The organism is Pannonibacter sp. CBAS1226, assembly GCF_055685825.1.
The window spans coordinates 170,828-195,061 of the sequence record NZ_JBVOUO010000007.1; the positions used below are offsets into that span (position 1 = coordinate 170,828).

Annotated in this window: 20 protein-coding genes, 1 pseudogene and 1 riboswitch; of the genes and pseudogenes, 12 read left to right on the forward strand and 9 right to left on the reverse strand. The window is 64.1% G+C overall.

Features of this window, described 5'->3' with window-relative positions; translation table 11 throughout:
- Position 1 precedes the first annotated feature (1 nt).
- From xylB to xylF, 4 genes are all read right to left on the reverse strand, one after another.
- Positions 2–1,447, reverse strand: a complete 1,446-nt coding sequence (gene xylB, locus AC0CMF_RS19155) for a xylulokinase (protein WP_374629536.1) — start codon at positions 1,445–1,447, stop codon at positions 2–4.
- Positions 1,448–1,601: 154 nt separating this feature from the next.
- On the reverse strand, positions 1,602–2,384 hold the full coding sequence (locus tag AC0CMF_RS19160) for an ATP-binding cassette domain-containing protein (protein WP_186391704.1): 783 nt from the start codon (positions 2,382–2,384) through the stop codon (positions 1,602–1,604).
- A gap of 3 nt (positions 2,385–2,387) precedes the next feature.
- A complete protein-coding gene (locus tag AC0CMF_RS19165) occupies positions 2,388–3,677 on the reverse strand; it encodes a sugar ABC transporter permease (RefSeq protein WP_050472348.1) in 1,290 nt (429 codons plus the stop codon).
- A gap of 145 nt (positions 3,678–3,822) precedes the next feature.
- Positions 3,823–4,857 (reverse strand): D-xylose ABC transporter substrate-binding protein, encoded by a 1,035-nt coding sequence (gene xylF, locus AC0CMF_RS19170; protein WP_374629537.1) that lies wholly within the window; start codon positions 4,855–4,857, stop codon positions 3,823–3,825.
- Positions 4,858–5,108: 251 nt separating this feature from the next.
- Here xylF and AC0CMF_RS19175 point away from each other — a divergent pair, with 251 nt between their 5' ends.
- The 12 genes and pseudogenes from AC0CMF_RS19175 (at position 5,109) to AC0CMF_RS19230 (ending at position 18,894) form a co-directional block, all read left to right on the forward strand.
- Positions 5,109–6,377 carry an ROK family transcriptional regulator gene (locus AC0CMF_RS19175; protein WP_094463587.1) on the forward strand — a complete coding sequence of 423 codons (1,269 nt, stop codon included), beginning with the start codon at positions 5,109–5,111 and terminating at the stop codon, positions 6,375–6,377.
- A gap of 42 nt (positions 6,378–6,419) precedes the next feature.
- On the forward strand, positions 6,420–7,889 hold the full coding sequence (locus AC0CMF_RS19180) for a di-heme oxidoredictase family protein (protein WP_374629538.1): 1,470 nt from the start codon (positions 6,420–6,422) through the stop codon (positions 7,887–7,889).
- A complete protein-coding gene (locus AC0CMF_RS19185) occupies positions 7,886–9,538 on the forward strand; it encodes a CRTAC1 family protein (protein WP_374629539.1) in 1,653 nt (550 codons plus the stop codon). The genes AC0CMF_RS19180 and AC0CMF_RS19185 overlap by 4 nt, the downstream gene beginning before the upstream one ends.
- A 212-nt stretch (positions 9,539–9,750) precedes the next feature.
- A complete protein-coding gene (locus AC0CMF_RS19190) occupies positions 9,751–10,860 on the forward strand; it encodes a type IV toxin-antitoxin system AbiEi family antitoxin (protein WP_094463590.1) in 1,110 nt (369 codons plus the stop codon).
- A complete protein-coding gene (locus AC0CMF_RS19195; protein WP_094463591.1) occupies positions 10,851–11,714 on the forward strand; it encodes a nucleotidyl transferase AbiEii/AbiGii toxin family protein in 864 nt (287 codons plus the stop codon). Before AC0CMF_RS19190 ends, AC0CMF_RS19195 begins: the two co-directional genes overlap by 10 nt.
- Before the next feature lie 258 nt (positions 11,715–11,972).
- A pseudogene (locus AC0CMF_RS19200) lies at positions 11,973–12,056 on the forward strand (IS5/IS1182 family transposase); the annotation flags it as partial.
- Between the two features lie 347 nt (positions 12,057–12,403).
- Positions 12,404–13,762 (forward strand): NAD(P)-dependent oxidoreductase, encoded by a 1,359-nt coding sequence (locus AC0CMF_RS19205; protein ID WP_374629540.1) that lies wholly within the window; start codon positions 12,404–12,406, stop codon positions 13,760–13,762.
- A 28-nt stretch (positions 13,763–13,790) separates the two neighbouring features.
- Positions 13,791–15,101: an NAD-dependent dihydropyrimidine dehydrogenase subunit PreA gene (preA, locus tag AC0CMF_RS19210; protein ID WP_186391698.1), complete on the forward strand. Its 1,311-nt coding sequence runs from the start codon at positions 13,791–13,793 to the stop codon at positions 15,099–15,101.
- Between the two features lie 318 nt (positions 15,102–15,419).
- Positions 15,420–15,636: riboswitch (cobalamin riboswitch) on the forward strand.
- 35 nt (positions 15,637–15,671) lie between these two features.
- Positions 15,672–16,124 (forward strand): DUF1636 family protein, encoded by a 453-nt coding sequence (locus AC0CMF_RS19215; RefSeq protein ID WP_374629541.1) that lies wholly within the window; start codon positions 15,672–15,674, stop codon positions 16,122–16,124.
- Positions 16,121–16,888 (forward strand): ABC transporter ATP-binding protein, encoded by a 768-nt coding sequence (locus tag AC0CMF_RS19220; RefSeq protein ID WP_374629542.1) that lies wholly within the window; start codon positions 16,121–16,123, stop codon positions 16,886–16,888. The genes AC0CMF_RS19215 and AC0CMF_RS19220 overlap by 4 nt, the downstream gene beginning before the upstream one ends.
- A gap of 10 nt (positions 16,889–16,898) precedes the next feature.
- A complete protein-coding gene (locus tag AC0CMF_RS19225; RefSeq protein WP_374629543.1) occupies positions 16,899–17,840 on the forward strand; it encodes an ABC transporter substrate-binding protein in 942 nt (313 codons plus the stop codon).
- On the forward strand, positions 17,818–18,894 hold the full coding sequence (locus AC0CMF_RS19230; RefSeq protein ID WP_186391694.1) for a FecCD family ABC transporter permease: 1,077 nt from the start codon (positions 17,818–17,820) through the stop codon (positions 18,892–18,894). The genes AC0CMF_RS19225 and AC0CMF_RS19230 overlap by 23 nt, the downstream gene beginning before the upstream one ends.
- Before the next feature lie 13 nt (positions 18,895–18,907).
- Here the strand turns inward: AC0CMF_RS19230 and dmeF are convergent, their stop codons facing one another.
- From dmeF to AC0CMF_RS19255, 5 genes are all read right to left on the reverse strand, one after another.
- A complete protein-coding gene (dmeF, locus tag AC0CMF_RS19235; protein ID WP_374629544.1) occupies positions 18,908–19,876 on the reverse strand; it encodes a CDF family Co(II)/Ni(II) efflux transporter DmeF in 969 nt (322 codons plus the stop codon).
- Between the two features lie 28 nt (positions 19,877–19,904).
- Positions 19,905–20,177, reverse strand: a complete 273-nt coding sequence (locus AC0CMF_RS19240) for a metal/formaldehyde-sensitive transcriptional repressor (protein WP_050472336.1) — start codon at positions 20,175–20,177, stop codon at positions 19,905–19,907.
- 205 nt (positions 20,178–20,382) lie between these two features.
- Complete coding sequence (locus AC0CMF_RS19245) at positions 20,383–21,546, reverse strand: DUF1513 domain-containing protein (RefSeq protein WP_374629545.1); 1,164 nt, start codon at positions 21,544–21,546, stop codon at positions 20,383–20,385.
- Complete coding sequence (locus AC0CMF_RS19250; RefSeq protein WP_374629546.1) at positions 21,527–22,624, reverse strand: imelysin family protein; 1,098 nt, start codon at positions 22,622–22,624, stop codon at positions 21,527–21,529. The genes AC0CMF_RS19245 and AC0CMF_RS19250 overlap by 20 nt, the downstream gene beginning before the upstream one ends.
- A complete protein-coding gene (locus AC0CMF_RS19255) occupies positions 22,624–24,168 on the reverse strand; it encodes a di-heme oxidoreductase family protein (RefSeq protein WP_472482422.1) in 1,545 nt (514 codons plus the stop codon). The genes AC0CMF_RS19250 and AC0CMF_RS19255 overlap by 1 nt, the downstream gene beginning before the upstream one ends.
- Positions 24,169–24,234 lie beyond the last annotated feature (66 nt).

Here is a 24,234-nt window from a genome sequence, read left to right on the forward strand (position 1 = left end):
GTCAGATCTCCTTCACTGCGGGATAGAGTTTGCGCCAGCGGGCATAGGCCTCGCCATAGGCGGAACGAAGAGCGGGGTTGGGGTCGATGGCAGCGGCCATCGGCGGGGCGCTGAAGAGCGTTTCGGAATAACCATCCGCCGCCGCCTGACCGAGGCGGGCAGCGCCCAGCGCGGCGCCGAAGTCGCCATCCTGCGGCAGATCGACGGTAACGCCCAGAACGGTGGCGATGATCTCCAGCCAGACGCGCGAGCGCGAACCGCCGCCCACGGCGGTGACACGCTCCACCTTCGTTCCGGCAGAGGTCAGCGCCGCAAGGCAGTCCATCAGGGCGAAGGCGACGCTATCCAGCACCGCATGGGTCAGCTCCGCCTCATCCGTGTCATGCGAAATGCCGAAGAAACCGCCCCGGATCGCCACGTCATTATGCGGCGTGCGCTCACCGCCCAGATACGGCATGAACATCACATCCGAAGGCCGCTTCAACTCCGTGACGAGCCCCGTCAGCTCCTGCGCCGGGCGGCGCAGCACCTTGGACAGCCAATTGAGGCTGTCGGTTGCCGACAGGATCACGCCCATCTGGTGCCATGTGTCCGGCACCGCATGGCAGAAGGCATGCACGGCACTGCCCACATTCGGCGAGAACCGGTCATTGGTGACGAACAGCACGCCCGAGGTGCCGAGCGAGACGAAGGCCGAGCCCGGCTTCACCGCACCCGTGCCGCAGGCCGAAGCCGCATTGTCGCCGCCGCCACCGGCCACCACCGGCGCAGAGGCCATGCCCCAGCGCTGTGCCAGTTCCGGCCGCAGGCGGCCGCTGGCATCCGAGCCCTCGACAAGGCGCGGCATGTGGCTGCGGTTGAGACCGGTCGCTTCAAGCAGCGCATCGGACCAGTCGCGGGCGGCCACATCCATCCACAGCGTGCCGGCACTGTCGGACATGTCGCCCACATGCTCGCCGGTCAGGCGCAGGCGGACGTAATCCTTCGGCAGCAGCACCTTGGCCGTGCGGGCAAAGATCTCCGGCTCGTTCTCACGCACCCATTGCAGCTTCGGCGCGGTGAAGCCCGGCATCACCCGGTTGCCGCCAAGGCTGAGGAAACGGAGCTCGCGCGCTTCCAGATCCGCGCATTGCGCGGCGGAGCGGCCATCATTCCACAGGATGCAGGGGCGCAGCGGCTTGTCTGCCGCATCCAGCAAGGTGGCCCCGTGCATGTGGCCGGACAGGCCAATGCCGCGCACCGCTGCCATCTCCTTGGGGTGGGAGGCGGCAAGCTCGTCCATCGCCTGTTCCAGCGCTGCCCACCAGCTGTCCGGGTCCTGCTCCGACCAGCCGGGATGCGGGCGCTCGACCGTCAGATGGGCACTGGCCGAGGCGATCACCGCCTGGCTGTCATCCATCAGGATCGCCTTCACCGAACTGGTGCCGATATCAAGGCCGATATGCATGAGGTACGCCCCTCAAAATTGATCCGAAAGAACCCCGGAGCAGGCGGCGCTTCTGTGCGCGCCCGTCCGGGGACTGCTTCTTCTAGCCGATGACGGCGGTTTCTGCCAGAGCCTGCGATGCCGCAGGCTCCCGCATGGTCAGGTGGTCAGGCGTTCAGGCCGCGGCTACATCGTTGAGCGCGCCCGGTCCCGGCGTTGCGCCGGGAGGGCACTTGCCGAGAATGATCATGCCCAGCACGTCATCATCGGTCACATCCGTCGTCTTGGCAGTGCCGACCAGCTGGCCGTTCTTCATCACGGCAATGCGATCGCACAGCTTGAACACATCGTGGATGTCGTGGCTGATGAGGAAGATGCCGAGGCCCTGACGCTTCAGCTCCTCGATCAGTTCCGCCACCATTTGCGTCTCATGCACGCCAAGGGCAGCCGTCGGCTCGTCCATGATCAGGATGCGGGCGTTGAAATAGACCGCGCGGGCAATGGCGACCGACTGGCGCTGACCGCCCGAGAGGGCCTTCACCGGAGCCTTGAACTTCTTGAAGTTCGGGTTGAGCCGTCCCATGATCTTGCGCGTCTCGGCTTCCATCCCGTCATCATCGACGAAGCCGAATGGCGTCACCAGCTCGCGGCCGAGGAACAGATTGGAAGCGGCATCGAGGTTATCGGCCAGCGCCAGCGTCTGGTAGATCGTCTCGATGTTGTACTTGCGCGCATCACGCGGGCTGTGGATCGTGGCGTGCTGGCCATCGATCAGGATCTCGCCGCTGTCCTGGCGGTAGGCGCCGGACAGGATCTTGATCAGCGTCGACTTGCCCGCGCCATTGTGGCCCAGCAGGCCCACCACTTCACCGGGGAAGAGGTCGATGGACACATGATCCACCGCACGCACCCCGCCGAACGAGATGCAGATGTCTTTCATTTCGACCAGAGGCGCCATGGATCAATCCCCCGTGCGCTTGCGGTAGATGATGTCGACGTAGACTGCAAAGACCAGCACGATGCCGACGACGATGTTCTGGAGCGGTGCATCCACACCCACCATGGCCATGCCGGATTGCAGCGACTGCATGATCAGCGCACCCAGGATCGCTCCGTAGATGGTGCCGACACCACCGGAGAGCGCCGTGCCGCCGATGACGGCCGCCGCGATGACGCGCAGTTCGTCCAGCGTGCCGATGTCGTTGGTGGAGAAGCCGAGACGGGCTGCTGCCACCGCGCCGGAGATGGCGCAAAGACCGCCCATCAGCGCGAAGATCTTGACCGTCAGCAGGCGGGTGTTGATGCCCGACAGTTCGGCCGCATCCGGGTTGCCGCCGGTTGCGAAGATGTAGCGGCCAAGGCGGGTGCGGCGGGCGACAACAGTCATGGCCACAGCCACGACGATCAGCACCAGCACCGAGATCGGAATGCCGTAGCCCATGCGGAAGCCTTCCGGCATGGTCTCGCCGCGATCCGCAAACAGGCGCTGCACGCGCTGCACCGGCATGTCATAGGCATTGAGCACGGCGACGAAACCGAGGATGGCACCGCAGATCACCGCTGCAATCACGGCTTCGGCCCAGGCAGGCTTCACGGAAAAGCCATGCGAGGCGCGGCGCTTGCGGGCCGAGAACAACAGGGCCATGGAAGCTGCAACGCAGACGAGCCCGAAGACCCAGGACCAGGTTTCGCCAAGCGAGCCGCCCGTGCCGCCGAGCAGCAGGAAGGTCTGGTCGAGGGGGCCGATCGTCTTGCCGTCGGTGATGAACCAGGCCACGTTGCGCCAGACCAGCAAACCGCCAAGCGTGACGATGAAGGCGGGAATGCCGAGATAGCCGATCATCCAGCCCTGCGCCGCGCCGATCGCGACACCGGCCACCAGACCGGCGAGAATGGCAAGGATCCAGATGGACGGATGGCCGAGGCCAAGCATTGAGGGCAGAACCTGCGTCTGCACGACCGCCATCACCGCCGCGACCGTCGCCAGGAGCGAACCGACGGACAGATCGATGTGGCGGGTGACGATGACGAAGACCATGCCCGTTGCCATGATGGCGACCGAGACGGTCTGGATCGTCAGGTTGAAGATGTTGCGCGGTGTCAGGAAACGCCCGTCCGTGATCACGTTGAACACGAGACAGAGGACGATGAACGCCCCGATCATGCCCAGCAGGCGCGTGTCCAGCTGCAGCGCGGATAAAAACGAGCGGGCCGCCGGAGTCCTCGCCCCGGACAGGTCTGCATTCGACATCGAAGTGCTCCTGGTTGAAAAGCCGGTCCTGATGTGCCGATTGGAGCGCGTGACCCAAGGTCAGTCAAGCAAGCGCTGCGGTTTCACATCGGAAACACTGCCCCGGAACCATCCGGGGCAGTGCAAGGTCTTGACCGGTCAGGCCTTAGTTGCAGGGAGCCGGGCCGCCGGAAACGCCCTGGCAGAGTGCGTCCTTGCTGATCCAGCCTGCGTCCACGACAACATTGAGGTTGTCCTTGGTGATCGCGACCGGAGCCAGGAAGCGCGCCGTCATCTCGGTGCCGGCCGGCGAGGTCCACTGGGCGGCGCCTTCAACGCTGCCCAGATCACCGCCCTTGGCGAGAGCCACGGCGATTTCGGCAGCCGTCTTGCCGAGTTCGCGCGAGTCCTTCCACACGGAAACCGTCTGGGTGCCCTTGGCGATGCGGTTCAGAGCGGCATGGTCGCCGTCCTGGCCGGAAACCGGAATGCCTTCCATGCCCTGGGCCGCCAGAGCGGCAACGGCGCCGCCTGCGGTGCCATCGTTGGAAGCAACAACGGCGTCCACCTTGTTGTCGTTGGCGGTCAGGATCTGTTCCATGTTCCGCTGGGCGTTGGCCGGAAGCCAGCCGTCGGTGTAGGCTTCGCCCACGATCTTGACCTTGCCTGCGTCAATCGCCTCCTGCAGGACTTCCTGCTGGCCGCCGCGCAGGAAGTCGGCGTTCGGGTCCGTGGAGGAGCCCTTGATCATGACGTAGTTGCCTTCCGGCGCAGCCTTCAGGACTTCGCGGGCCTGCATGCGGCCCACTTCCACGTTGTCGAAGGTCAGGTAGAAAGCGCGGGCATCTTCGATCAGGCGGTCATAGGCGACAACCGGAATGCCTTCGTCGGCAGCGGCCTGCACGGCCGGGCCGATGGCCTGGGCGTCCTGTGCGAGAATCACGAGGGCGGTGGCGCCCTGTGCGATCAGGGCTTCGATGTCGGACAGCTGCTTGGCAGAAGAGCTCTGGGCATCAGCAGCGATGTACTTGGCACCGGCAGCTTCCAGAGCGGCCTTGATCGCGCCTTCGTCGGTCTTCCAGCGTTCTTCCTGGAAGTTGGACCAGCTCACACCGACGACGACATCCTGCGCCTGTGCGGCAGCAGTCAGAGCGGTCGCAGACATGAGCGCGCCCGCAAAAATCATGGCAATCTTGCGCATTGCGTTGTTTCCTCCTGAAAGGCGTCACCCTTCTCCCGGCGCCGCCTCCTTCAATCCTGAGAGTGTCGAACCCCCATCTCAGCGGGCGGACCTTTATTTTTTTCGGCGCCCGAAAAAAAGTTGCTCCAAAGCTCGCCGCCTGTCAACATGCTTTTGGAGACCGGAAACGGTTTCATTACGCTGAAGACCATGCTGGCGGCATAAAGACTGGCAGGTCAGGGACGGAAACAGCACGGGAACTACGTCAGGACATGACGCAGACAGCGAACAGGGACCAGATCCGCAAACGCAACCGCAGCATCATCCTGCAGACGCTGCGGCGCGAAGGGCAGATGGCGCGCATCGATCTGGGACGGGCCACGCGTCTCAGCCCGGCGACGATCACCGCCATCACCTCCGACATGCTGGATGAAGGCCTGATTGCCGGGATCGAGACCGAAGAGCCGCGTGCTGCCCAGTCACGGGGCCGGCCGCGCAGCATGCTGGCCCTCAACGGGGCCGCGGCCAGCGTCATCAGCCTGCGCATTTCGGTCAACTGGATCGATCTGGCGCTGGCCGATTTTACCGGCCGGATCATCTTCAGCCGCAAATATCCCTTCGACACCACGCGGGCCGATGCGGAAAGCTTTCCCGATCTTCTGTGCAGCACCATCACAAGCTTCGTTGAGGAGTCGGGCGCCAATCCGGCGACCGTGCAGGAAATCGGCGTCGCCTCGCAGGGTATCGTGGACCGGATGCGGGGCGAGATCGTCTGGAGCCCGGCCTTCAGCGGCCGCAACATCCCCGTGGTCGACCCCATCCGCACCCGGCTGGGGGCACGCTGCTTCCTGACCAACGACACCAACATGATCACCGAGGCGCTGCACTGGTCGGAGCCTGAGCGCTACAGCGGCACCTTTGCCGTCCTGATGGTGGACTACGGCGTCGGCATGGGCCTGTTTCTCGATGGCCACCTTTTCGTCGGCGCCACGGGAGCGGCGGCAGAAATCGGCCATGCCAACCACATTCCCGGCGGCGCCCTGTGCCGCTGCGGCAAGCGCGGCTGCCTTGAAGCCTACCTTGCAGACTACGCCCTGCTGCGTCAGGTGCTGGGCCTGCCGGATGACACGGATCCGCGCTCGCTGCCCGTGAACAGCCAGACCTTTGACGATCTCTATGGCAAGGCGAAAGCCGGGGACCCCCATGTGCGCGCCGTCTTCAATGGCGCCGGCAAAGCGCTCGGCATTGGTCTTGCCCGGCTGCTGGCCATCATCGAGCCGGCGCGCATCGTGCTGACCGGCGCGGGCATCGAGGCCTTCGAATTCATGGAAGCCGGCATGCATCAGGCACTTGAGGAGGTGCTGGTGGAGGACTTGCGGCGGCATCTGGTGATCGACGTGGTGGAATGGAACGAGGACTTCATCCGCCGCGGTCTTGTCGCGCAGGCCATGCGGCGGCTGGATGAGAACCTGACCGGCCAGCCGGAGGGCATAAGCCCCCGAGCGAACCTCATCCGGCAAGGCGCCAGCAAAGGGATCTGATCGCTGCGGCACATATGAACCGCAGCCGGGGGGAGAGACGGCATGAGGGGGAGACAGGAACGAGGCCGCATATGGCCGCCTTTTGCAGCGGCGCTTGCAGGAGCAGGCGCGCTGTGGCTCGGCCTTGCGGCATCTGCGCAGGCGCAGAGCTGGAGCGAGCGGAATGTTGATCACACGCCGCCGCTGGAGGACATCCGCGCCTCTCTGGAGGAAGCCCGCAAGACCGGCGATCCGGCCGCGCTGGAAGCTCTCGCCGAAGAAGGACGCCGCCTGTTCGAGGCGCGTTTCATCCGGGAGGAAGGCGCCGGACGGCCCATGGCGACGCAGGCCATCGTGCCGACGAAGCGCAAGCGCGCAGTCGAGAACATGTTCAACCGCATGCCCGGCCCGGATGCGGCCGCCTGCTCCGGCTGCCATCACCAGCCAGTCATCGGCGGCGCCGGGGATTTCACCGCCAATGTCTTCGTCTCCGAAGGCTTCGAGAGCGCCGATTTCGACACCTCCGACCCGCAGTTTTCCAACGAGCGCGGCACCAACATCCTGCAGGGCGCCGGCCTGATCGAGCTGCTGGCGCGGGAGATGACGGCTGAGCTGAAAGCCCAGCGCGCCGAAGCCGTGCGCAAGGCAAGGGCGGACAAGGTGCCGGTGACGGCGCAGCTCGAAACCAAGGGCGTCAGCTTCGGCAAGGTGACCGCCCATCCCGATGGCACGATCGACGTCTCCGCCATCGACGGCATCGACCCGGATCTGGTGCTGCGCCCCTTCAGCCAGAAGGGCGTGTTCGCCTCCCTGCGCCAGTTCACGGTCAACGCCCTCAACGTGCATCACGGCATGCAGGCGCAGGAGCGCTTCGGCAGCATGTGGACCGGCACGGATGATTTCGACATGGACGGCGTGACGGACGAAATCCGCCCCGAACATGTCTCTGCCCTCGTCGCCTTTCAGGCCACCCTGCCCGCGCCGGGCCGCAAGCAAGATCTCCCCAAAGACTGGAAGGCCGCCGCCGCGAGGGGCGAAGACCTCTTTGCGGCAACCGGCTGCACCTCCTGCCACCGCCCGTCCCTGCCGCTGGAAAGCCTTGCCTTCGAGGACCCGGGTCCGGTGGAAGGGGCTGGCACCTTGCGGCGGCAGGACGTGGATGCGCCGCTGGTCTATGATCTGTCCGCGCTCGAATGGGTGAAGGCCCTGCCGCGCGATGACAAGGGCCGCGTTCTGGTGCCGCTCTATGGCGACCTCAAGCGCCACCAGATTTCCGGCCAGCGCAACAACCGGCTGGGCAACGAGCTGCTGGGCCAGCGTTTCGTCGAGCGGGACGTGTTCATCACCGCCGAACTCTGGGGCGTGGGCAATACGGCGCCCTATGGCCACCGCAACGACATCACCACCCTGCATGAAGTGATCATGGCCCATGGCGGCAAGGCGGAGGAGACGCAGAAGGCCTATGCCGCCCTCTCCGAAGAAGACCGGCAGGCGGTAATTGCCTTCCTGCGCAGCCTGGAGGTTGGCAAATGAGCATGGTTCGCCCGGTTACCACCTCTCTCCTCGCCCTGCTGCCGCTTGCCGCCACGGCTGCGCTGGCGCAGGAGCGCAAGGTCTCGCTCGCCCCCGTGCCGCATTTCGTGGAGGAAGCGGAAGCCGCCGGCATCCGCCAGAGCTACGAAGGCCCCTGGGAATATTTCGTCGGCGGCGGCGTGGCCATCCTCGACTGCAACGGCGACCGCAAGCCGGACCTGTTCATCGCCGGCGGCAAGAACCCGGCCGGGCTTTTCGTGAATGAAAGCACCACCGGCGGGCCGCTGAAATTTGCAGGCACCGATAGCGGCGTCGATGAGCGCAGCCTGACCAAGGTGCTGGGCGCCTATCCGCTCGATTTCGACAATGACGGCGAACCGGACCTCGCCGTGCTGCGCGAGGGCGAAAACCTGCTGCTGCGCGGCAAGGGGAATTGCCAGTTCGATGTGGCCAACCGCTCTCTCGGCTTCAAGGGCGGCAACGAGTGGACAACCTCCTTCTCCGCCGTCTGGGAGGCTGGCAACGCCTATCCGGCGCTCGCCTTCGGCAATTATGTGGACCGCTCCCTGCCCGGTTCGCCCTGGGGCACCTGCCACGACAATTTCCTTTACCGCCCGCAGGCAACAGACCGGCCGGACTATTCGCAGGCCGAACGGCTGACACCGGGCTTCTGCGCCCTGTCGATGATGTTCACCGACTGGAACCGCTCCGGCGAAGCCTCGCTGCGCATTTCCAACGACCGGCATTACTACCGGGGCGGTGAAGAACAGCTCTGGGCCGTGCCGCCGGGCCGCCCCGCAAGGCTTTACCGCCGCGCCGATGGCTGGCGCAGTCTCACCATCTGGGGCATGGGCATTGCCAGCATCGATCTGGATGTGGACGGCCAGCCCGAATATGCATTGACCAGCATGGGCGATACCAAGCTGCAGACACTGGAAAAGGAAGGCGATGAGGTGGTGCCGGTCTATGCGGACATCGCCTTTGAAAAGGGCGTCACCGCGCACCGGCCCTATACGGGCGGGGACCTGCGCCCCTCCACCGGCTGGCACGCGGAATTTCAGGATGTGAACAACGACACCCTGTGGGACCTCTACATCGCCAAGGGCAATGTGGAAGCCATGCCGGATTTTGCCGCCTTTGACCCGGACAACCTCCTGCTGGGCCAGTGGGATGGCAGCTTCACCGAAACCGGTGACCTTTCCGGCATCGCGCTGGAGCGGCGCGGACGCGGCGCAGGGCTTGCCGATTTCAATCAGGACGGCCTGCTGGATCTGATAGTGGTCAACCGCAGCGCACCCGTCAGCCTGTTCCGCAACACGGGCGCAGGCACAGCCGAAGCCCCGCGCCCGCTCGGCAACTGGATCGCAGTGGAGCTGAAACAGCCGGGCAAGCCCAACCGCAACGCCATCGGCGCCAAGATCAGCGTGCGGGCAGGCACCAAATCCATCGAGCGCGACCTGCAGATTGGCGGCGGCCACGCCTCCGGCCAGCTCGGCTTTGCCCATTTCGGCCTCGGCGTCTCCGAACGCGCCCAGATCCGCGTGCGCTGGCCGGACGGCGAATGGAGCCACGCCTACCGCGTCTTCGCCAACACCCACGTGGTCATCGAACGCGGCGCGGAAGAGGCGAAGCTCTGGCTGCCGGAGTAGGCCATGAACCCATAAACGCGAATGGCGGAGATGGGGTGGTTTGCGGGCTGGCTGCTCTTGGGGGGCAAAATGGCGAAAGCTGCCCTCCGGCCCTCGTCAACGAGCTTTGGCAACGGCTAGTCGCGGCATCAATGATTTCACTAGCTGGTGAAATTGCCCCATTCAATGAAATAAGTTGCAATTTTCACCAGAGTCTCCTATTTCACTGAACAATGAAAACCTATGAAAGAGTGAAAGAGATCGAGTACCGGCTCGCTGACGCATTGCGCCAGCAGTTGGAGCGAATTCCGTCGCTCAAAATCCAGTCCATCGAACAAGACTGGCAACAGCGAATGAGCCCCAATATGCCGGCGCAGCGCGCTGACATTCTTGCCCGCGTCCAAATGGCGGACCGTGCCGTCACGCTGATCTGTGAGGTGAAGGAGCCGGGATACCCGAAGCAGGTCCGAAGCGCGATCAACCAGCTTTATGCCTATATCGCGCAGTACGAAAGACTGGCGAAAGCCGATGTCGTCGTACCTCTCGTCGCGGCCACGTGGCTCTCACCGGAATCCCGCGATATCTGCGCGGAAGCGGGGATCGGCTGGCTCGACCTTGCCGGCAATTGCCGTATCGCATTCGGCAGCGTTTTCATCGAGCGGGAAACAGCGGAGAAGCCGAAGCCGGCGGCGCGAAACTTTCGTGCCGTGTTCTCGCCGAAAGCGGGACGGGTTCTACGCACGCTCTTGCGCGATCCGACACAGGCTTGGAAGGTCGCGGATCTCGCCGCAGCATCCGAAGTCAGCCTCGGCCACGCGAGCAATGTGCGATCGGCGCTGCTCGACAGGGAGTGGGCAACGGTCGATGACGAAGGCGTTCGCCTGATAGCGCCGGACGCCTTGCTGGATGCCTGGCGTGATTTCTACGAGCCGGTCCGTGGCAAGCGCTCGTTCTGGTACAGCACTCTCCATGGACGCCAACTGGAGGCATCGCTCCGCGACGCGTTGAGCCGGCCCGATACAAAAGGGCATGCCATGCTTGGCGGACTATCCGCAGCACAGTGGCTCGCTCCCTATATGCGTGGCAACATGACGACGCTCTATGCGGACACGACGGTCTTGCCGGAGTTGATCGAGGCGCTGAAACTAAAGCCTTCTAAGAGCGGCGCTAATATCGAATTGATCGAACTAGATGATCCGGCCATTCTGAGGGAGCGCGTCGAGATTCCCGGCGCGCCTCCCGTATCCTCTCCGATCCTGACCTATCTCGACCTTTCGCATCTGGATGACCGGGGGCGTGAGGCCGCTGAACACCTCCGAGAAAAGTTGCTCAAATGGCAGTAGCGCCTGATACACAATCCGCCGCCGAATACACCGACCGCGTCAGCGACGCAGTCAAATCGGCGCTCATGGAGATCGGCCAGATCCTTGGCAGCTTCGAGGGCAAGTTCGCCGTTGTCGGCGGCGCGGTGCCGTGGCTGCTTCTGGAAGCCGACGACATGCAACACGTCGGTACGATCGACATCGACCTTACGCTGGACGCAGAAGCACTTGGAGACGGCGAGTATGTCCGATTGGTCGAAGCCCTCATGGACAACGGTTATGAGCAGAGCAAGGCGCACCGGAAATTCCAACTTGTCCGCATGGTCGAGGTGGCCGACGGCGGTCCACCGGTCGAGGTGATTGTCGACTTCTTGATGCCGCGCGACGTCGAGATCGAGAAGCACATCCCGCCTCTCCTGTCGGAGTTCGCGGTGCAGCGCGCCTCGGGCGCAGATCTGGCCGTGCGCTTTCCTCAATTGACGGCGATTGAAGGCGTCATGCCCGGCGGCGGGCATAATCGCGTGCAAATCGCCGTGGCGTCGATCCCGGCGCTACTGGCCATGAAGGGTCATGCTCTGCTGCGCCGGCAGAAACGCAAGGACGCCTATGACGTCTATTATTGCATCCGTAACTACGAAGGCGGCCCCGAAGCGCTTGCAGAGGTGTGCCAGCCGTTGCTCGACATTAAGGACGCTCGCGAAGGCTATCTGGGGATCGCCGAGAAATTCGCGAAGGAGGATATGATCGGGCCGGTCTGGGTGCGCCAGTTTGTCGAGGGGACGCCGCATGTCGGTGACCGCACGCCAGAGCAGTGGCAGACTGACGCCTTTGGTCAGGTGCATGCTTGGATGAAGGCCCTCGGACTTGTTGGCTAATGTTGCTCCTGCTAGGCACGCCTACCACCTTGAATCAACCCCTGAACAGGGTGGCTGCGATGACGATTTCGCACATCTGCTTGTTTCAGCGGACCACGAAAGCTTGCCAGGCCCCGTCCCGCCCCTGGCACGCCTAAACGAACCATTGTAACAACGTCTGCTTCTGGGGAAGCGCATGCGACTGTCAAACGACTGGGATGGGGTCGTTTGCTGACTCGCTGCTATCACTTCTCGCCGGGTTCTGATTCAGGGCTCACTATGAGCCGATATGACCTGACAGACTTTGAATGGCGCGAGATCGAGCCGCTGCTGCTCATCCCCCTTCCCTCAAGGGGCACCGCATGCACACATCAGCTACGGACAGCAGACCGCGGTAGTGCACCGGCATGGTGATAGAACGCCTCCGCCCCTTGTGGGGACGGAAACGGCAGGGCTTGACCGCTTCGCTTTTCCGGAAACCGGTTCTCCCGGCCGGATGAAGCCGGAAAGGCTTCGGATCGGGAACCGCTTGCCCCAAATCATTTCAATCAGTTAGCACCTGCAAAAACATGACTATCATATTCATATAATTGATCTTTCGAAAAATATTTGACTGTTTGGACAAATTTTCCTTCAATGGGAGCGGATAAGCCTGTTCGCAAAAAGAAACGGGCGCCGAACATAGATCGCCACCTTCCGGAGATCCTCCCATGACTGAGACCAGATCTGGTCCGGACATTGCGCCTGCGCGCCTTCCGGCTGACCAGTATGCACAGAACTTCTGTGACCTGCACCCGCGCCTCGATCCGCATGAGGCAAGGGTTGAGAGTGACCGCTGCTACTTCTGCTATGACGCGCCTTGCGTGAACGCCTGCCCGACCAGCATCGACATTCCGCTGTTCATCCGCCAGATCTCGACCGGCAACGACACCGGCGCGGCGCGGACGATCTTTGCGCAGAACATCCTTGGCGGCATGTGCGCCCGCGTCTGCCCGACGGAGACCCTGTGCGAGCAGGCCTGCGTGCGCAACGAGGCCGAAGCCAAGCCGGTGAAGATCGGCGAGCTGCAGCGCTTTGCCACCGACCATTACATGGAAACGCACGCCGCCACGCCCTTCACCCGCGCCCCCGAAACCGGCAAGCGTGTGGCTGTTGTGGGTGCTGGCCCGGCGGGCCTGTCCTGCGCCCACCGGCTTGCCGTGCATGGCCATGCGGTAACGCTCTATGATGCCCGGCCCAAGGCGGGCGGGCTCAACGAATATGGCATCGCCGCCTACAAGTCCGTCGATGACTTTGCCGCGCGCGAGGTGGATTTCATCCTCTCCATCGGCGGCATCACCGTGGAACATGGCAAGGTGCTGGGCGAAGACCTCTCCCTTTCCGCCCTGACGAAGGACTTCGACGCGGTGTTCCTCGGCATCGGCCTTGCCGGTGTCAATGGCCTGTCCGTTCCCGGCGAGGAGCTGGAGGGCGTGGTGGATGCGGTCGCCTATATCGCGGAGCTGCGGCAGGCGAAGGATCTTTCCACCCTGCCCGTCGGCCGGCGCGTGGTGGTGATCGGCGGCGGCATGACAGCGGTGGACATTGCCGTGCAGAGCAAGCTGCTGGGTGCCGAAGAGGTGACCATCGCCTACCGGCGCGGCAAGGAACACATGAACGCCAGCCCCTATGAGCAGGACCTCGCCCAGACCAATGGCGTGCGCATCCTGCACTGGGCAGCCCCCAAGGCAATGCACGGGGAAAACGGCAAGCTGACCGGCATCGAGCTGGAACGCACCCGGCTCGACAACACCGGCAAGCTGATGATGACCGGCGAGACCTTCCGTCTTGACGCCGACATGGTGTTCAAGGCCGTGGGCCAGAAGCTCAACCCGTCCGGGCTGAACGGTTCGGCGGCGGCGCTGACCCTCGACAAGGGCCGCATCGTCACGGACGCCACCCGCGCAACCACCATGGCCAAAGTCTGGGCCGGCGGCGATTGCATCGCCGGCGGGGAAGACCTGACCGTGGCCGCCGTCGAGGACGGCAAGGTTGCCGCAGAAGCCATCCATCAGGCGCTCAGCGCCTGAGCCAGCCGTTCTTTCCGGAGATCCCGTCATGGTTGATCTGAGATCTGATTTCGTCGGCATCAAGTCGCCCAACCCGTTCTGGCTCGCCTCTGCGCCACCGACGGACAAGGAATACAACGTGGTGCGCGCCTACAAGGCGGGCTGGGGCGGCGTCGTGTGGAAGACGCTGGGCGAGGACCCGAATGTGGTCAACGTCAACGGCCCGCGCTATGGCGCCATTCATGGCAAGGACCGCCAGCTCATCGGCCTCAACAACATCGAGCTGATCACCGACCGGCCGCTTGAGGTGAACCTGCAGGAAATCAAGCGCGTCAAGCGCGACTGGAAGGACCGCGCCCTTGTCGTGTCCCTGATGGTGCCCTGCGAGGAGCCCAACTGGGCCGCGATCCTCAAGCGCGTGGAAGAAACCGAGGCAGATGGCGTGGAGCTGAACTTCGGCTGCCCGCATGGCATGAGCGAGCGCGGCATGGGCTCGGCGGTCGGCCAGGTTCCGGAATATATCGAGATGGTCACACGCTGGGCCAAGAAGCACACCCGCATGCCGGTGATCGTCAAGCTGACGCCCAACATCACCGACGTGCGCAAGCCCGCACAGGCCGCAAAGCGCGGCGGGGCAGATGCAGTTTCGCTGATCAACACCATCAACTCCATCGTGGGTGTCGACCTTGACCGCATGGCGCCAACGCCGACCATTGACGGCAAGGGCTCCCACGGGGGCTATTGCGGCCCGGCGGTGAAGCCGATTGCCCTCAACATGGTGGCGGAAATCGCCCGTGATCCGGAAACCTACGGCCTGCCGATTTCCGGTATCGGCGGCGTCACCACCTGGCGCGATGCGGCGGAGTTCATTGCGCTGGGTGCCGGCAATGTGCAGGTCTGCACCGCCGCCATGACCTATGGCTTCAAGATCGTCGAGGAGATGATCGAGGGCCTGAAGGACTGGATGGGCGAGGCCGGCTACGAGCGGATTTCGGACTTCTCCGGCCGCGCGGTGCCCAATGTCACCGACTGGCGCTACCTCAACCTCAACTACATCGCCAAGGCGAAGATCGACGAGGACCTCTGCATCAAGTGCGGCCGCTGCCACATCGCCTGCGAGGACACCTCGCATCAGGCGATCACCAGCATGGTCGACGGGGTGCGCAAGTTCGAAGTGATCGATGAGGAATGCGTCGGCTGCAATCTCTGCGTCTCGGTCTGTCCGGTGGAAAATTGCATCACCATGGAACCAATGGCCACCGGAACCGTTGATCCACGGACGGGCCGTTCCGTCTCTGGGGACTATGCCAACTGGACGACACATCCGAACAACCCCAGCGCCCGCATCGCCGCCGAGTGACGAAGCCCCCGGAGAGCTTTGCTCAACGGAAATTGTTCGAACACTGCGGCGCCTGAGCGTTCCAAGTCTTGATGCGTCAGCATCTTAAGACTTGGCGTAAAGGCACAGCCTTTTGGCGGCATCCCTGCCCCCGGGATACCGTCCACCCCAGCTCGATGAGAGGCGACTCCCCCGGCTGCCGGCATAGGCAGCCGGGGATTTTTTTATCCAGTCGCAGCTCTCATGTTGTAATGTTATCTTATTACATATATCACTGCCGCCGTATGAAGACCCATCCTGAATCTATGACGATGGAGCTTGACAGGAAGGACGGCGGCTTTGATCATCTGCGGCGATGGTTCCCGGCTGGCAAAGCCTTGGCCGGGTGAAAAGGGAACACGGTACGGTGTAGCCAACAGGCGCCAAGTCCGTGACTGCCCCCGCAACTGTAGGCGGCGAGCGACCCCGGGTGATCCACTGTTCCACCGAGGAACGGGAAGGACCGGGCAAGCGGCGACCCGCAAGTCAGGAGACCTGCCATCACAGCAGACCTCAAACCGCCGGGCGGGGTGTCCCGGAAGGAGCATAGCCATGACCATTCAGGGACCGGCCTTGGCCGGAACACCTGTGCCTGCACCCGTGCAGGCCATTTCCCAGACGGAAGGAACCTCCCCTTCCCATCATCTCACCATCTGCGTCACCTGCCGTGACACGCAAACCGGCGAGCGGTCCGGCCGGAACCTTGGCACCGCTCTTGCCGCTGCGCTGCGGCAGGACACGCATTGGACCGTCTCCGGCGTTGAATGCATGGCCGCCTGTGGCCAGCCCTGCGCTGTCGCCCTGACGGCACCCGGCAAAGCCGGATGGCTGTTCGGCAATCTCACGCTGGACGACGTGCCGGATATCACAGCTTTCGCCCGCCAGTATCACGGCCTTGCCGATGGCTGGTGCAAGGCCTCCGAGCGTCCGGGCCGGATGGCGAAGACGGCGCTGGCCCGCATTCCGGCGCCTGGCCGCACAACCACCTTCGAGCCTGCCGCGTGAGCGCGCCGTTCTTCGAGGCTGACACTCTCGGCTGGGGGCCGCGCGGACGCCCTGCCCTCCTCTCCGGGATCAGCTTCACCGTCCGTCAGGGCGAGATGCTGGCCATTTGCGGTGCCAATGGCGCGGGCAAATCGTCGCTGCTGCGGCTGCTTTACCGCTTCCACAAGCCGCAGACCGGTGACGTACGGCTGGAGGGCACGAGCCTTTGGGCCATGTCGAGCCGTGACACGGCCCGCCGCATCGCCGTGGTGCTGCAGGAGCAGCCGACGGATTTTGCCCTCACCGTGCGCCAGATCGTCAGCCTCGGCCGCCTGCCGCATCAGCGCGGACTGGCTTCGGCCGGAGCGCGTGACGGCGAGATGGTGGAGCATGCCCTGGCCCGGCTGCATCTGACGGCACTGAGCGAGCGCTCCTTCGGCACGCTGTCCGGCGGAGAGCGCCAGCGCGTGCTGGTGGCCCGTGCGCTGGCGCAGGAACCGCGCCTGCTCATTCTTGATGAGCCGACGAACCATCTCGACATCCGCCACCAGCTGGAGCTGATGGCGCTTTTACGCGGCCTACCGCTGACGGTGATCACCACCCTGCACGACCTGACGCTGGCCGCAGAACATGCCGACCGGGTGCTGCTGCTCGCCAATGGCACCGTGCTCGCCATGGACACGCCGGAAGCGGCACTGACCGAAGCCAATATCGCCGGGGCCTTCTCCGTCCGTTCACGGATCGATACCTCCGGCCATTCCCCCCGTTTTTCCTTTCACTTGTGAGATCTGACCGATGCGTATAACCCTTGCTCTCGCTGCCCTTCTGGCCACAACCGCCAGCGCCTTCGCCTATCCGGTGACGGTGAAAAGCTGCAACCGCGATGTCACCTTTGACGCTGCCCCCACACGCGCCGTCTCCAATGACGTGAACCTCACCGAAATGATGCTGGTGCTGGGCCTGACGGACCACATGGCCGGTTACACCGGCGTGTCCGGCTGGAAGACACTGGACCCGGAAATGCGCGAAGGCGTGAAGGAACTGCCGGAACTCGCCGAAAAATACCCCACCAAGGAAGTGCTGCTGGGTGCAGAGGCGGACTTCTATTTCGCGGGCTGGAACTACGGCATGAAGGTGGGCGGCGAAGTGACGCCGGACACGCTCGCGCCCTTCGGCATCAAGGTCTATGAGCTGACCGAAAGCTGCATCCACATCGGCCCCAAGGAGAAGATCTCCATGGCCGACATGTACAACGACCTTTTGAACCTCGGGACGATCTTCGGCGTCGAGGACAAGGCCAAGGCGCTGGTCGCCGGTTACGAGGCAAAGCTTGCCGAAGTGACGGCCAGGGTGAAGGAACCGGGCAAGGAGCCGCTGCGCGTCTTCGTCTATGACAGCGGCGAGGACACGCCCTTCACGGCCGGCCGCTACGCCATGCCCACCGCCCTCATCGAGGCCGCAGGCGGGCACAACATCATGGATGATCTCGACAAGAGCTGGGCCACCGTCGCCTGGGAGCCGGTGATCGAGCGCAATCCGGAAGTGGTCGTCATCGTCAACTACGGGCAGGTGACGGCGGAACAGAAGATCGCCTTCATGAAGTCCAATCCGGCCTTCGCCAGCATCAATGCCGTGAAGAATGACCGCTTCGTCGTGCTGGAATATGTCGAGGCAACGCCCGGCCCCCGCAACATCCGCGCCGTGGAGAAGCTCGTTGACGGTTTCGCACGCAACTGAGGCCGATGCGCTGGAAGGCGCACTTGCCCGGCACCGGTCCAGAATCTGGCCGGTGCTGGCCATCGCGGCCCTGTGCTTTGCCCTTCTGGCCACGGCGGTGATTGCCGCCCTGGCCGTGGGCGCCGTCGCCGTACCGCCTGCGGATGTCGCAGGTATCCTTCTTTCGAAGATCTTCCCCGGATCGGTGGAGAAGACCTGGAGCGCTGCGCGCGAGGCCATCGTCTGGGATGTGCGCTTTCCCCGGGCGCTGCTGGCAGCTCTTGTCGGCGCAGGCCTTGCCATGACCGGTGCCGCCCTGCAATCGGTCACCCGCAACCAGCTGGCCGACCCGCATCTGCTCGGCATTTCTTCGGGCGCTGCCTTCGGCGCCATTCTGGCGCTGCTGCATACCGGGCTGTTTCTCGGAATGCTGACCGTGCCGCTGCTCGCCTTCTTCGGCGCGCTGGGGGCAACAGCCATCGTGCTCTGCGTGGTGCGGATCACGCGGGCCGGTTCGCCCGACCGGCTGGTGCTGGCAGGCGTTGCCGTGTCCTTCGTCATCATGGCCTGCGCCAACATCCTGATCTTCCTGGCTGACCCCAAGGCCACCCATACGGTGGTGTTCTGGATGCTGGGCGGGCTCGGCCTTGCCCAGTGGAGCCACCTGCTCTACCCGCTGGCCGTGCTCCTGCCCTGCGGGATCTGGCTGTGGCTGAAGGCGGGCCAGCTCAATGCCATCACGCTGGGGGACGAGACGGCAGCAACGCTCGGCATCCCCGTCAACCGGCTGCGGCTGTCGGTGTTTGTGGCGGGCGCCCTCATCACCGGCGTGTCGGTCGCCTTCTCCGGCATCATCGGCTTCGTCGGCCTGATGATGCCGCATCTGGTGCGGCTGGTGGCGGGCGGCGACAACGCCCGCGTCCTGCCGCTGTCCGCACTGGCCGGAGCCCTGTTCCTGATCCTTGCCGACATCTGCGCCCGCGTCGTCATGGCCCCGGAAGACATGCCCATCGGCATCGTCACCGGCCTCGCCGGCGGCCTGTTCTTCATCTGGCTGATGGCACGGCAGAGGTGAGGGGTGAGGGACGTCAGGGGTTGACCCTCACCCGTTCGACTTCAACAGTGATGTGGGAGAGTTCGTGTATCTCCGCGAGGCAGGCCTTGTAGTCCGAGGGTTCGCGAGGAGCGCTCGACACCACCGAGATGATTGCAGCATGATGCCCTGGCCCGACTTGCCAGACATGCAGGTCTGCAATCCGGTCGGTGCCGGTTTCCAGCGCCTCAAGGATTTCGCTTCGCAAATCCTTGTCGTCAGGAATCCGGTCCAACAGGACCGAGCCTGAATCGCGGATCAGCCCCCAAGACCAGCGAGCGATCACAAGCGCGCCAACGATACCCATGAGCGGATCAGCCCAGAGCCAACCATAGCTGCGTCCGGCCAGCAGGGCCACGATGGCAAGGATTGACGTAAGCGCATCCGCCAGCACATGCATATAGGCGGCGCGGAGATTGTTGTCCCGAGCGTGCTCATGGCGGGCGTGGACATGAGTGTGATCATGCGCATGATGGTGCCCGTGACCATGGTGATGATGGTGGGCGTGATCATCCCGGAGCAGCCACGCGCAGAACAGATTGACCGCAAGCCCCAGGACCGCAACGGCAATGGCCTGCCCGAAACTGATCTCCACCGGATTGGCCAGCCGCATCAGACTTTCCCAGCCGATCAGAAGCGCAATCAAGGCAAGGACGACGGCGCTGGCAAAGCCGCCCAGATCACCGAGCTTACCAGTGCCAAAGGTGAAACGGCGATCATCGGCATGACGGCGCGCATAGAGGTAAGTCAGGGCGGTGATCAGCATGGCACCAGCATGGGTAGACATGTGCCAGCCATCTGCCACCAGCGCCATGGATCCATAGACCGTGCCCGCGACAACTTCGACAGCCATCATCGACGCGGTCACGGCAATGACCAGCCAGACCCTGTATTCGTTCCTGCGGTGATCGCGGCCGAGGAAATTGTGATCGTGAGTATGCTTGGATATGTCGACTGCGGGCATGTGACCTGGCTCCTGCCGGCACGCCGGCTTACTTCATGTAGGTTCGGATAATTTCGATCAGCTCTGCCCCGCCCTGCTCACGGTCTGCTCCGGTTTTGGCGTGAAGCACGTGCTCCCTCAGATGATCCTCGACCACCTCGGCAGTCAGCCCGCTCATTGCGCCGCGGGCTGAAGCGAGTTGACGCAGGATTTCGCCGCAGGGTTTCTCGGCCTCAAGAGCGCGCTCGATCCCCTCAATCTGCCCCTTCAGGCGCCGAACCCGGGCAATGAGCTTCTCTTTGTCGCGGATGGTGTGAGACATGGCGGTGGCTAACCTCAGCTTCTAATAGTATAGGGGATTATAGTATATGACGCAGACTATGTGAAGCCATGGAATGGATCGGCCGACGCACACCGGGGCGGGCAGAGCATGCAGAAATCAGCGCTCACGTCACGAACAAGGCATTGAAACATCGAGAAATGTTTCAGTTTGAAGCATAGGGAGGCTTCACCGGAACCCCGGCACACTAAAGCGCCAGCATGTGGTTGTCCCAGGAGATGCCCGGCACGAAGGCGAGGGATTGCGCCCGTGTGCCGGGGTCTTCGGCAAGGCTGAGGCCGCCGTTGCCGTCGGAGACAAGGAAGCCGTGTTCATCGATGGCGGCAAGGCCGCAGCCATCGGTGATCGTATCCAGCCCAAGCAATGCGCCGCTGTCTGCGGCCATATAGAGAATGCGCCCGCCGCGCGGGCAGGACAGCGCCACCAGATCGCCGCTGGCATTGACGGAAACCGAGCCGATGTAATTGTCGAGCTGGGCCAGAACCTCGTTCTGCAACGGCATCAGTTCCATTTTCCGGTCCCGCTCCAGCCGGACGACCAGCTGCGGGAAACGGCTTTTCTCGCCCTCGAACTGACCACCCACCCACACCTGCCCGCGCCCGTCCAGCGCCATGTGGCGGAGCGAGAGCTGATGCAGATCCTTGTCCAGTTCATGCCGGGCGAGCAGCGCACCGGAGGCCGCATCAAGATAGACGATGGAAGGCTTCATCGTGTCGAGATTGAGCATCTCCCGTCCGGTGACCGGATGGGTGTCGATGCCGCCATTGGCGACGACCAGCACGCGGCCATGCTCCGCCAGCAGAATGTCATGCGGGCCAACGCCATGGGTCTCGAACTCGCCGATGCGCTTCAGGATTTCGCCGCTGGCATCATAGACGCCGACACGGCCCTGCGTTTCCTCCCCCACCGTGCCGAAGGCGTTCTCGACCGCATAAAGCAGCCGCCCGTCAGCCGAAAAGACGCCATGGCCGTAATAATGGCGGCCGGGCTCGGCCTCCGTCAGCTGCGGCGGGGTTTCCCCGCTCCGGTCAATCACCATGATGAACTGGCCCGGGCGGCGGGCGAAGGCGGCCAGTCTGCGCCCGTCCGGCGACAGGGCCACGCCATGGCCGCGTGCGGGCAGCGGCACCTCCATCACGTCCCGGCCATCGGCTGTCAGGATGGCGACCGCATGGCTGCCGTCCGCATTGCGCCGGGCGCTGGCGAACAGCGGCTCGTCCAGATCCGCACCAAGGAGCTTGACCGCGGCTTGCACGGGCAAGGTCATCAGCGCGGCGGCGGTCGTCAGGCCGAGGCCAGCCAGAAACCGCCGCCGGTTCAACACCAGCGCATCAGTCGCCGTCCAGCGCATTGAAGCCTCCGGTCATATTGAGCGACCCGGCCAGATTGAGCGCAACGAGATCGCGCAGGCCCTTCAGCGAAATCAGCATATCCGACAAGGCCTTGTAGCCTTCAGGAGTCTTCACCGTTTCGCGCATGGGCTCACCGGCGCGGGCGAGTGCCCGAAGTGAATTGGAAACCTCGAATTCGAGGCTCGCGGCAATCCACTCGCCTTCTCTGTCCACGCCCTTTGCATAATTCGAGGCGCGGATGAAATCGCGGATGCCGGTCAGTTCGCTGGCGATATAGGCCTGGCCGAAATTGGCGCGGGAAAAGGGAATGCGGTTGGGCTTTGCCGATGCCGGATCATTGCCCAGCGCCGGGCCAAAAGCGGGGATAACATCCTGATCGCGCACGATCACCAGCCCGGTCACCAGCGCATTGAACAGGGTTTCGGCAGCTTCCTTGCTGCTGCGGAAGCGCGGATGATCAGGCCCCGCAGCTTCAAGCTGGCCGCTGAACCCGTCCGGCGCCTCCCAAAGGGCCGCAACTTCGCCGGAGAGCTGCGCCAGATTGACGGCCAGCGCCTGCGCATAGGCGCAGGCATAGACGCCCGCCTCATCCGTGCCGCCCAGCGTCACCCGGCCATCCTCATCAAAGGCCGCCAGTTGCAGCGCCGTCAGCCCCTGCACGGCCACGCTCTTGGCGGCAAGGCTTTCAGGGGTGGTGGCGCTTTCATCCCGCTCTGCCACCAGCTTGCGGATCTGCCGCTGCGCCACGCCGCGTGCGTCAGGAAGAAAGGCAAGACGCTCCAGCCGGCTTTCTTCGGCAAGCGGGCCATAGCGCAGGAAACTGATCCGCCCGTAAGCAGCGACGGCCACCCCATAAGCAACGCGGAAGTCGTCTGCGGTGCCTGTGCCGGGGTTCTTGCAGGCGTCTTCAACAGCGGTGGGCAGGCGCTTGGCAGCATTGGCAAAGGCACGGGTCTCCGGCCGGATATAGCCCTCGACCGCCCCTTTCACATAATCCGCATAGCCGGCCTTCTCCTGCGCATGCAGAGGCAGGAGAGTGCTGGCAAAGGCAAGGGCAAGACAGGCAATGCGGCGCATCACAGAGACTCCAGAAAACGGATCAGGGCCGCCCGGTCCTCCGGCGGCATGGCCACCACCGCATCGCGTACGGCCTGCGCCTCGCCGCCATGCCAGAGCACGGCCTCCAGCAGCGAGCGGGCCCGCCCGTCATGGAGGAAACGGGTGTGACCGCTGACGGTCTGCGTCAGACCAATACCCCAAAGCGGGGCCGTCCGCCATTCGCGGCCACCGGCATCCCCATCGGGACGGTGGTCCGCCAGCCCTTCGCCCATGTCATGCAACAGCAGATCGGTGTAGGGCCAGATCAGCTGGAAACTGTGCGCCGGGTTCTTCGCGTCCTTGCGGGTAACGTATTTCGGCACATGGCAGGAGGCGCAGCCGGTGCCATAAAACACCTCCTTGCCCCTCAGCACATCCGGATCAGCCATGTCCCGCCGGGCAGGCACGGCAAGGTTCTCCGAGTAGAAGGTGACAAGATCCATCACCGGGTCGGGCGCTTCCGTTTCCCCCAACCGGTCCTGCTCGCCCGTGGGCAGGGCACGGCAGGCTGTCTGTGCTGCCGTGCAATCGCCGTAAGGGTCCGGATGTTCCGGCGTCGAAATACCGATGTCGCCGGAGAAAGCCGCAGCGCTCTGCGCCCGGACATCCGGCATCGTCGCCTTCCAGCCGAAGCGTCCCTGCACGAGCGCGCCGGTTGCCGGATCGCGCACGAGGCTGAGACGCCCGGAGATGCCGTCCCCATCCGCATCGTCCGGGTCGGCAAGGGCTTCGAGATCCGTTGGGTGAATCGCCTCCAGCAGGCCAAGGCCGATCATCTGCGGCGCCACGCGGGGCGAGATCATCGTGTCCGGCCGCATGGGGCCATAGGCAAGGTTCCCCGCCTCATAGAGCGGCTTCTGCAAGATGACCGTTTCGCCGCCAGACAGTGTCACGGGTACATCCTCATGGGTGATCCGCAGTTCCCCTTCAGGAGCAAGGCCCGGCACGGCGAAGGTCTGGAACTGGCCGCCATAGACAGGCTCCGGCAGCGTCGCCACCTGCCGGTCTGCCAAGGCCAGCCGCTCCTCTTCCGTCACCGGCGGCACGGACAGCCGCAGGAACAGGGAGACGGCGGGCTCACCCGGCTGAGGCGGCGCACCGCGCCCGTCCTTCAGATGGCAGCCTTGGCAGGAGCGCGCATTGTAAAGCGGCCCCAGCCCGTCCGAGGCTTGCGTGGAGGACGGCGCAGAGACCCAGAACTTGCGGAAAATGCCGTTGCCGACCCGGAAGGTCTGCTGCTCTTCGAAACTGAGATTGGCGGACGGATGGGAAAAGGCATCCCGGTTGACCCGCTTGCGCGAGGTGGCAGCCCCGCCCGGCATGTCCTCGAACGGCTCGGGCACGGCAAAACTTTCAGGAGCGGCCAGCACTTGCGCTGCCTTCTCACGTTCACCCTGTGAGAGATCACTGCGGTGATCAAGCGCACGCGTCTGCGCGGCCGCAGCGCTGGCCCCCGCAACAAGGCAGATACCGGCCGCAAGCCGGACCGGAGCCGCAAAACGCCTCCATCGGAAGAAAATCATGCTGTTCCCCTGGCTGTTCAGGAAAGATCAGCCACACCCCTCTGCAGCGGCAGGAGAGGGAAACAC

Bases quoted from the DNA above. Each gene is read 5' to 3' on its own strand.
- xylB (WP_374629536.1), bottom strand. From the start codon at position 1,447: ATGCATATCGGCCTTGATATCGGCACCAGTTCGGTGAAGGCGATCCTG.
- AC0CMF_RS19160 (WP_186391704.1), bottom strand. From the start codon at position 2,384: ATGGCGCCTCTGGTCGAAATGAAAGACATCTGCATCTCGTTCGGCGGG.
- AC0CMF_RS19165 (WP_050472348.1), bottom strand. From the start codon at position 3,677: ATGTCGAATGCAGACCTGTCCGGGGCGAGGACTCCGGCGGCCCGCTCG.
- xylF (WP_374629537.1), bottom strand. From the start codon at position 4,857: ATGCGCAAGATTGCCATGATTTTTGCGGGCGCGCTCATGTCTGCGACC.
- AC0CMF_RS19175 (WP_094463587.1), top strand. From the start codon at position 5,109: ATGACGCAGACAGCGAACAGGGACCAGATCCGCAAACGCAACCGCAGC.
- AC0CMF_RS19180 (WP_374629538.1), top strand. From the start codon at position 6,420: ATGAGGGGGAGACAGGAACGAGGCCGCATATGGCCGCCTTTTGCAGCG.
- AC0CMF_RS19185 (WP_374629539.1), top strand. From the start codon at position 7,886: ATGAGCATGGTTCGCCCGGTTACCACCTCTCTCCTCGCCCTGCTGCCG.
- AC0CMF_RS19190 (WP_094463590.1), top strand. From the start codon at position 9,751: ATGAAAACCTATGAAAGAGTGAAAGAGATCGAGTACCGGCTCGCTGAC.
- AC0CMF_RS19195 (WP_094463591.1), top strand. From the start codon at position 10,851: ATGGCAGTAGCGCCTGATACACAATCCGCCGCCGAATACACCGACCGC.
- AC0CMF_RS19205 (WP_374629540.1), top strand. From the start codon at position 12,404: ATGACTGAGACCAGATCTGGTCCGGACATTGCGCCTGCGCGCCTTCCG.
- preA (WP_186391698.1), top strand. From the start codon at position 13,791: ATGGTTGATCTGAGATCTGATTTCGTCGGCATCAAGTCGCCCAACCCG.
- AC0CMF_RS19215 (WP_374629541.1), top strand. From the start codon at position 15,672: ATGACCATTCAGGGACCGGCCTTGGCCGGAACACCTGTGCCTGCACCC.
- AC0CMF_RS19225 (WP_374629543.1), top strand. From the start codon at position 16,899: ATGCGTATAACCCTTGCTCTCGCTGCCCTTCTGGCCACAACCGCCAGC.
- dmeF (WP_374629544.1), bottom strand. From the start codon at position 19,876: ATGCCCGCAGTCGACATATCCAAGCATACTCACGATCACAATTTCCTC.
- AC0CMF_RS19240 (WP_050472336.1), bottom strand. From the start codon at position 20,177: ATGTCTCACACCATCCGCGACAAAGAGAAGCTCATTGCCCGGGTTCGG.
- AC0CMF_RS19245 (WP_374629545.1), bottom strand. From the start codon at position 21,546: ATGCGCTGGACGGCGACTGATGCGCTGGTGTTGAACCGGCGGCGGTTT.
- AC0CMF_RS19250 (WP_374629546.1), bottom strand. From the start codon at position 22,624: ATGCGCCGCATTGCCTGTCTTGCCCTTGCCTTTGCCAGCACTCTCCTG.
- AC0CMF_RS19255 (WP_472482422.1), bottom strand. From the start codon at position 24,168: ATGATTTTCTTCCGATGGAGGCGTTTTGCGGCTCCGGTCCGGCTTGCG.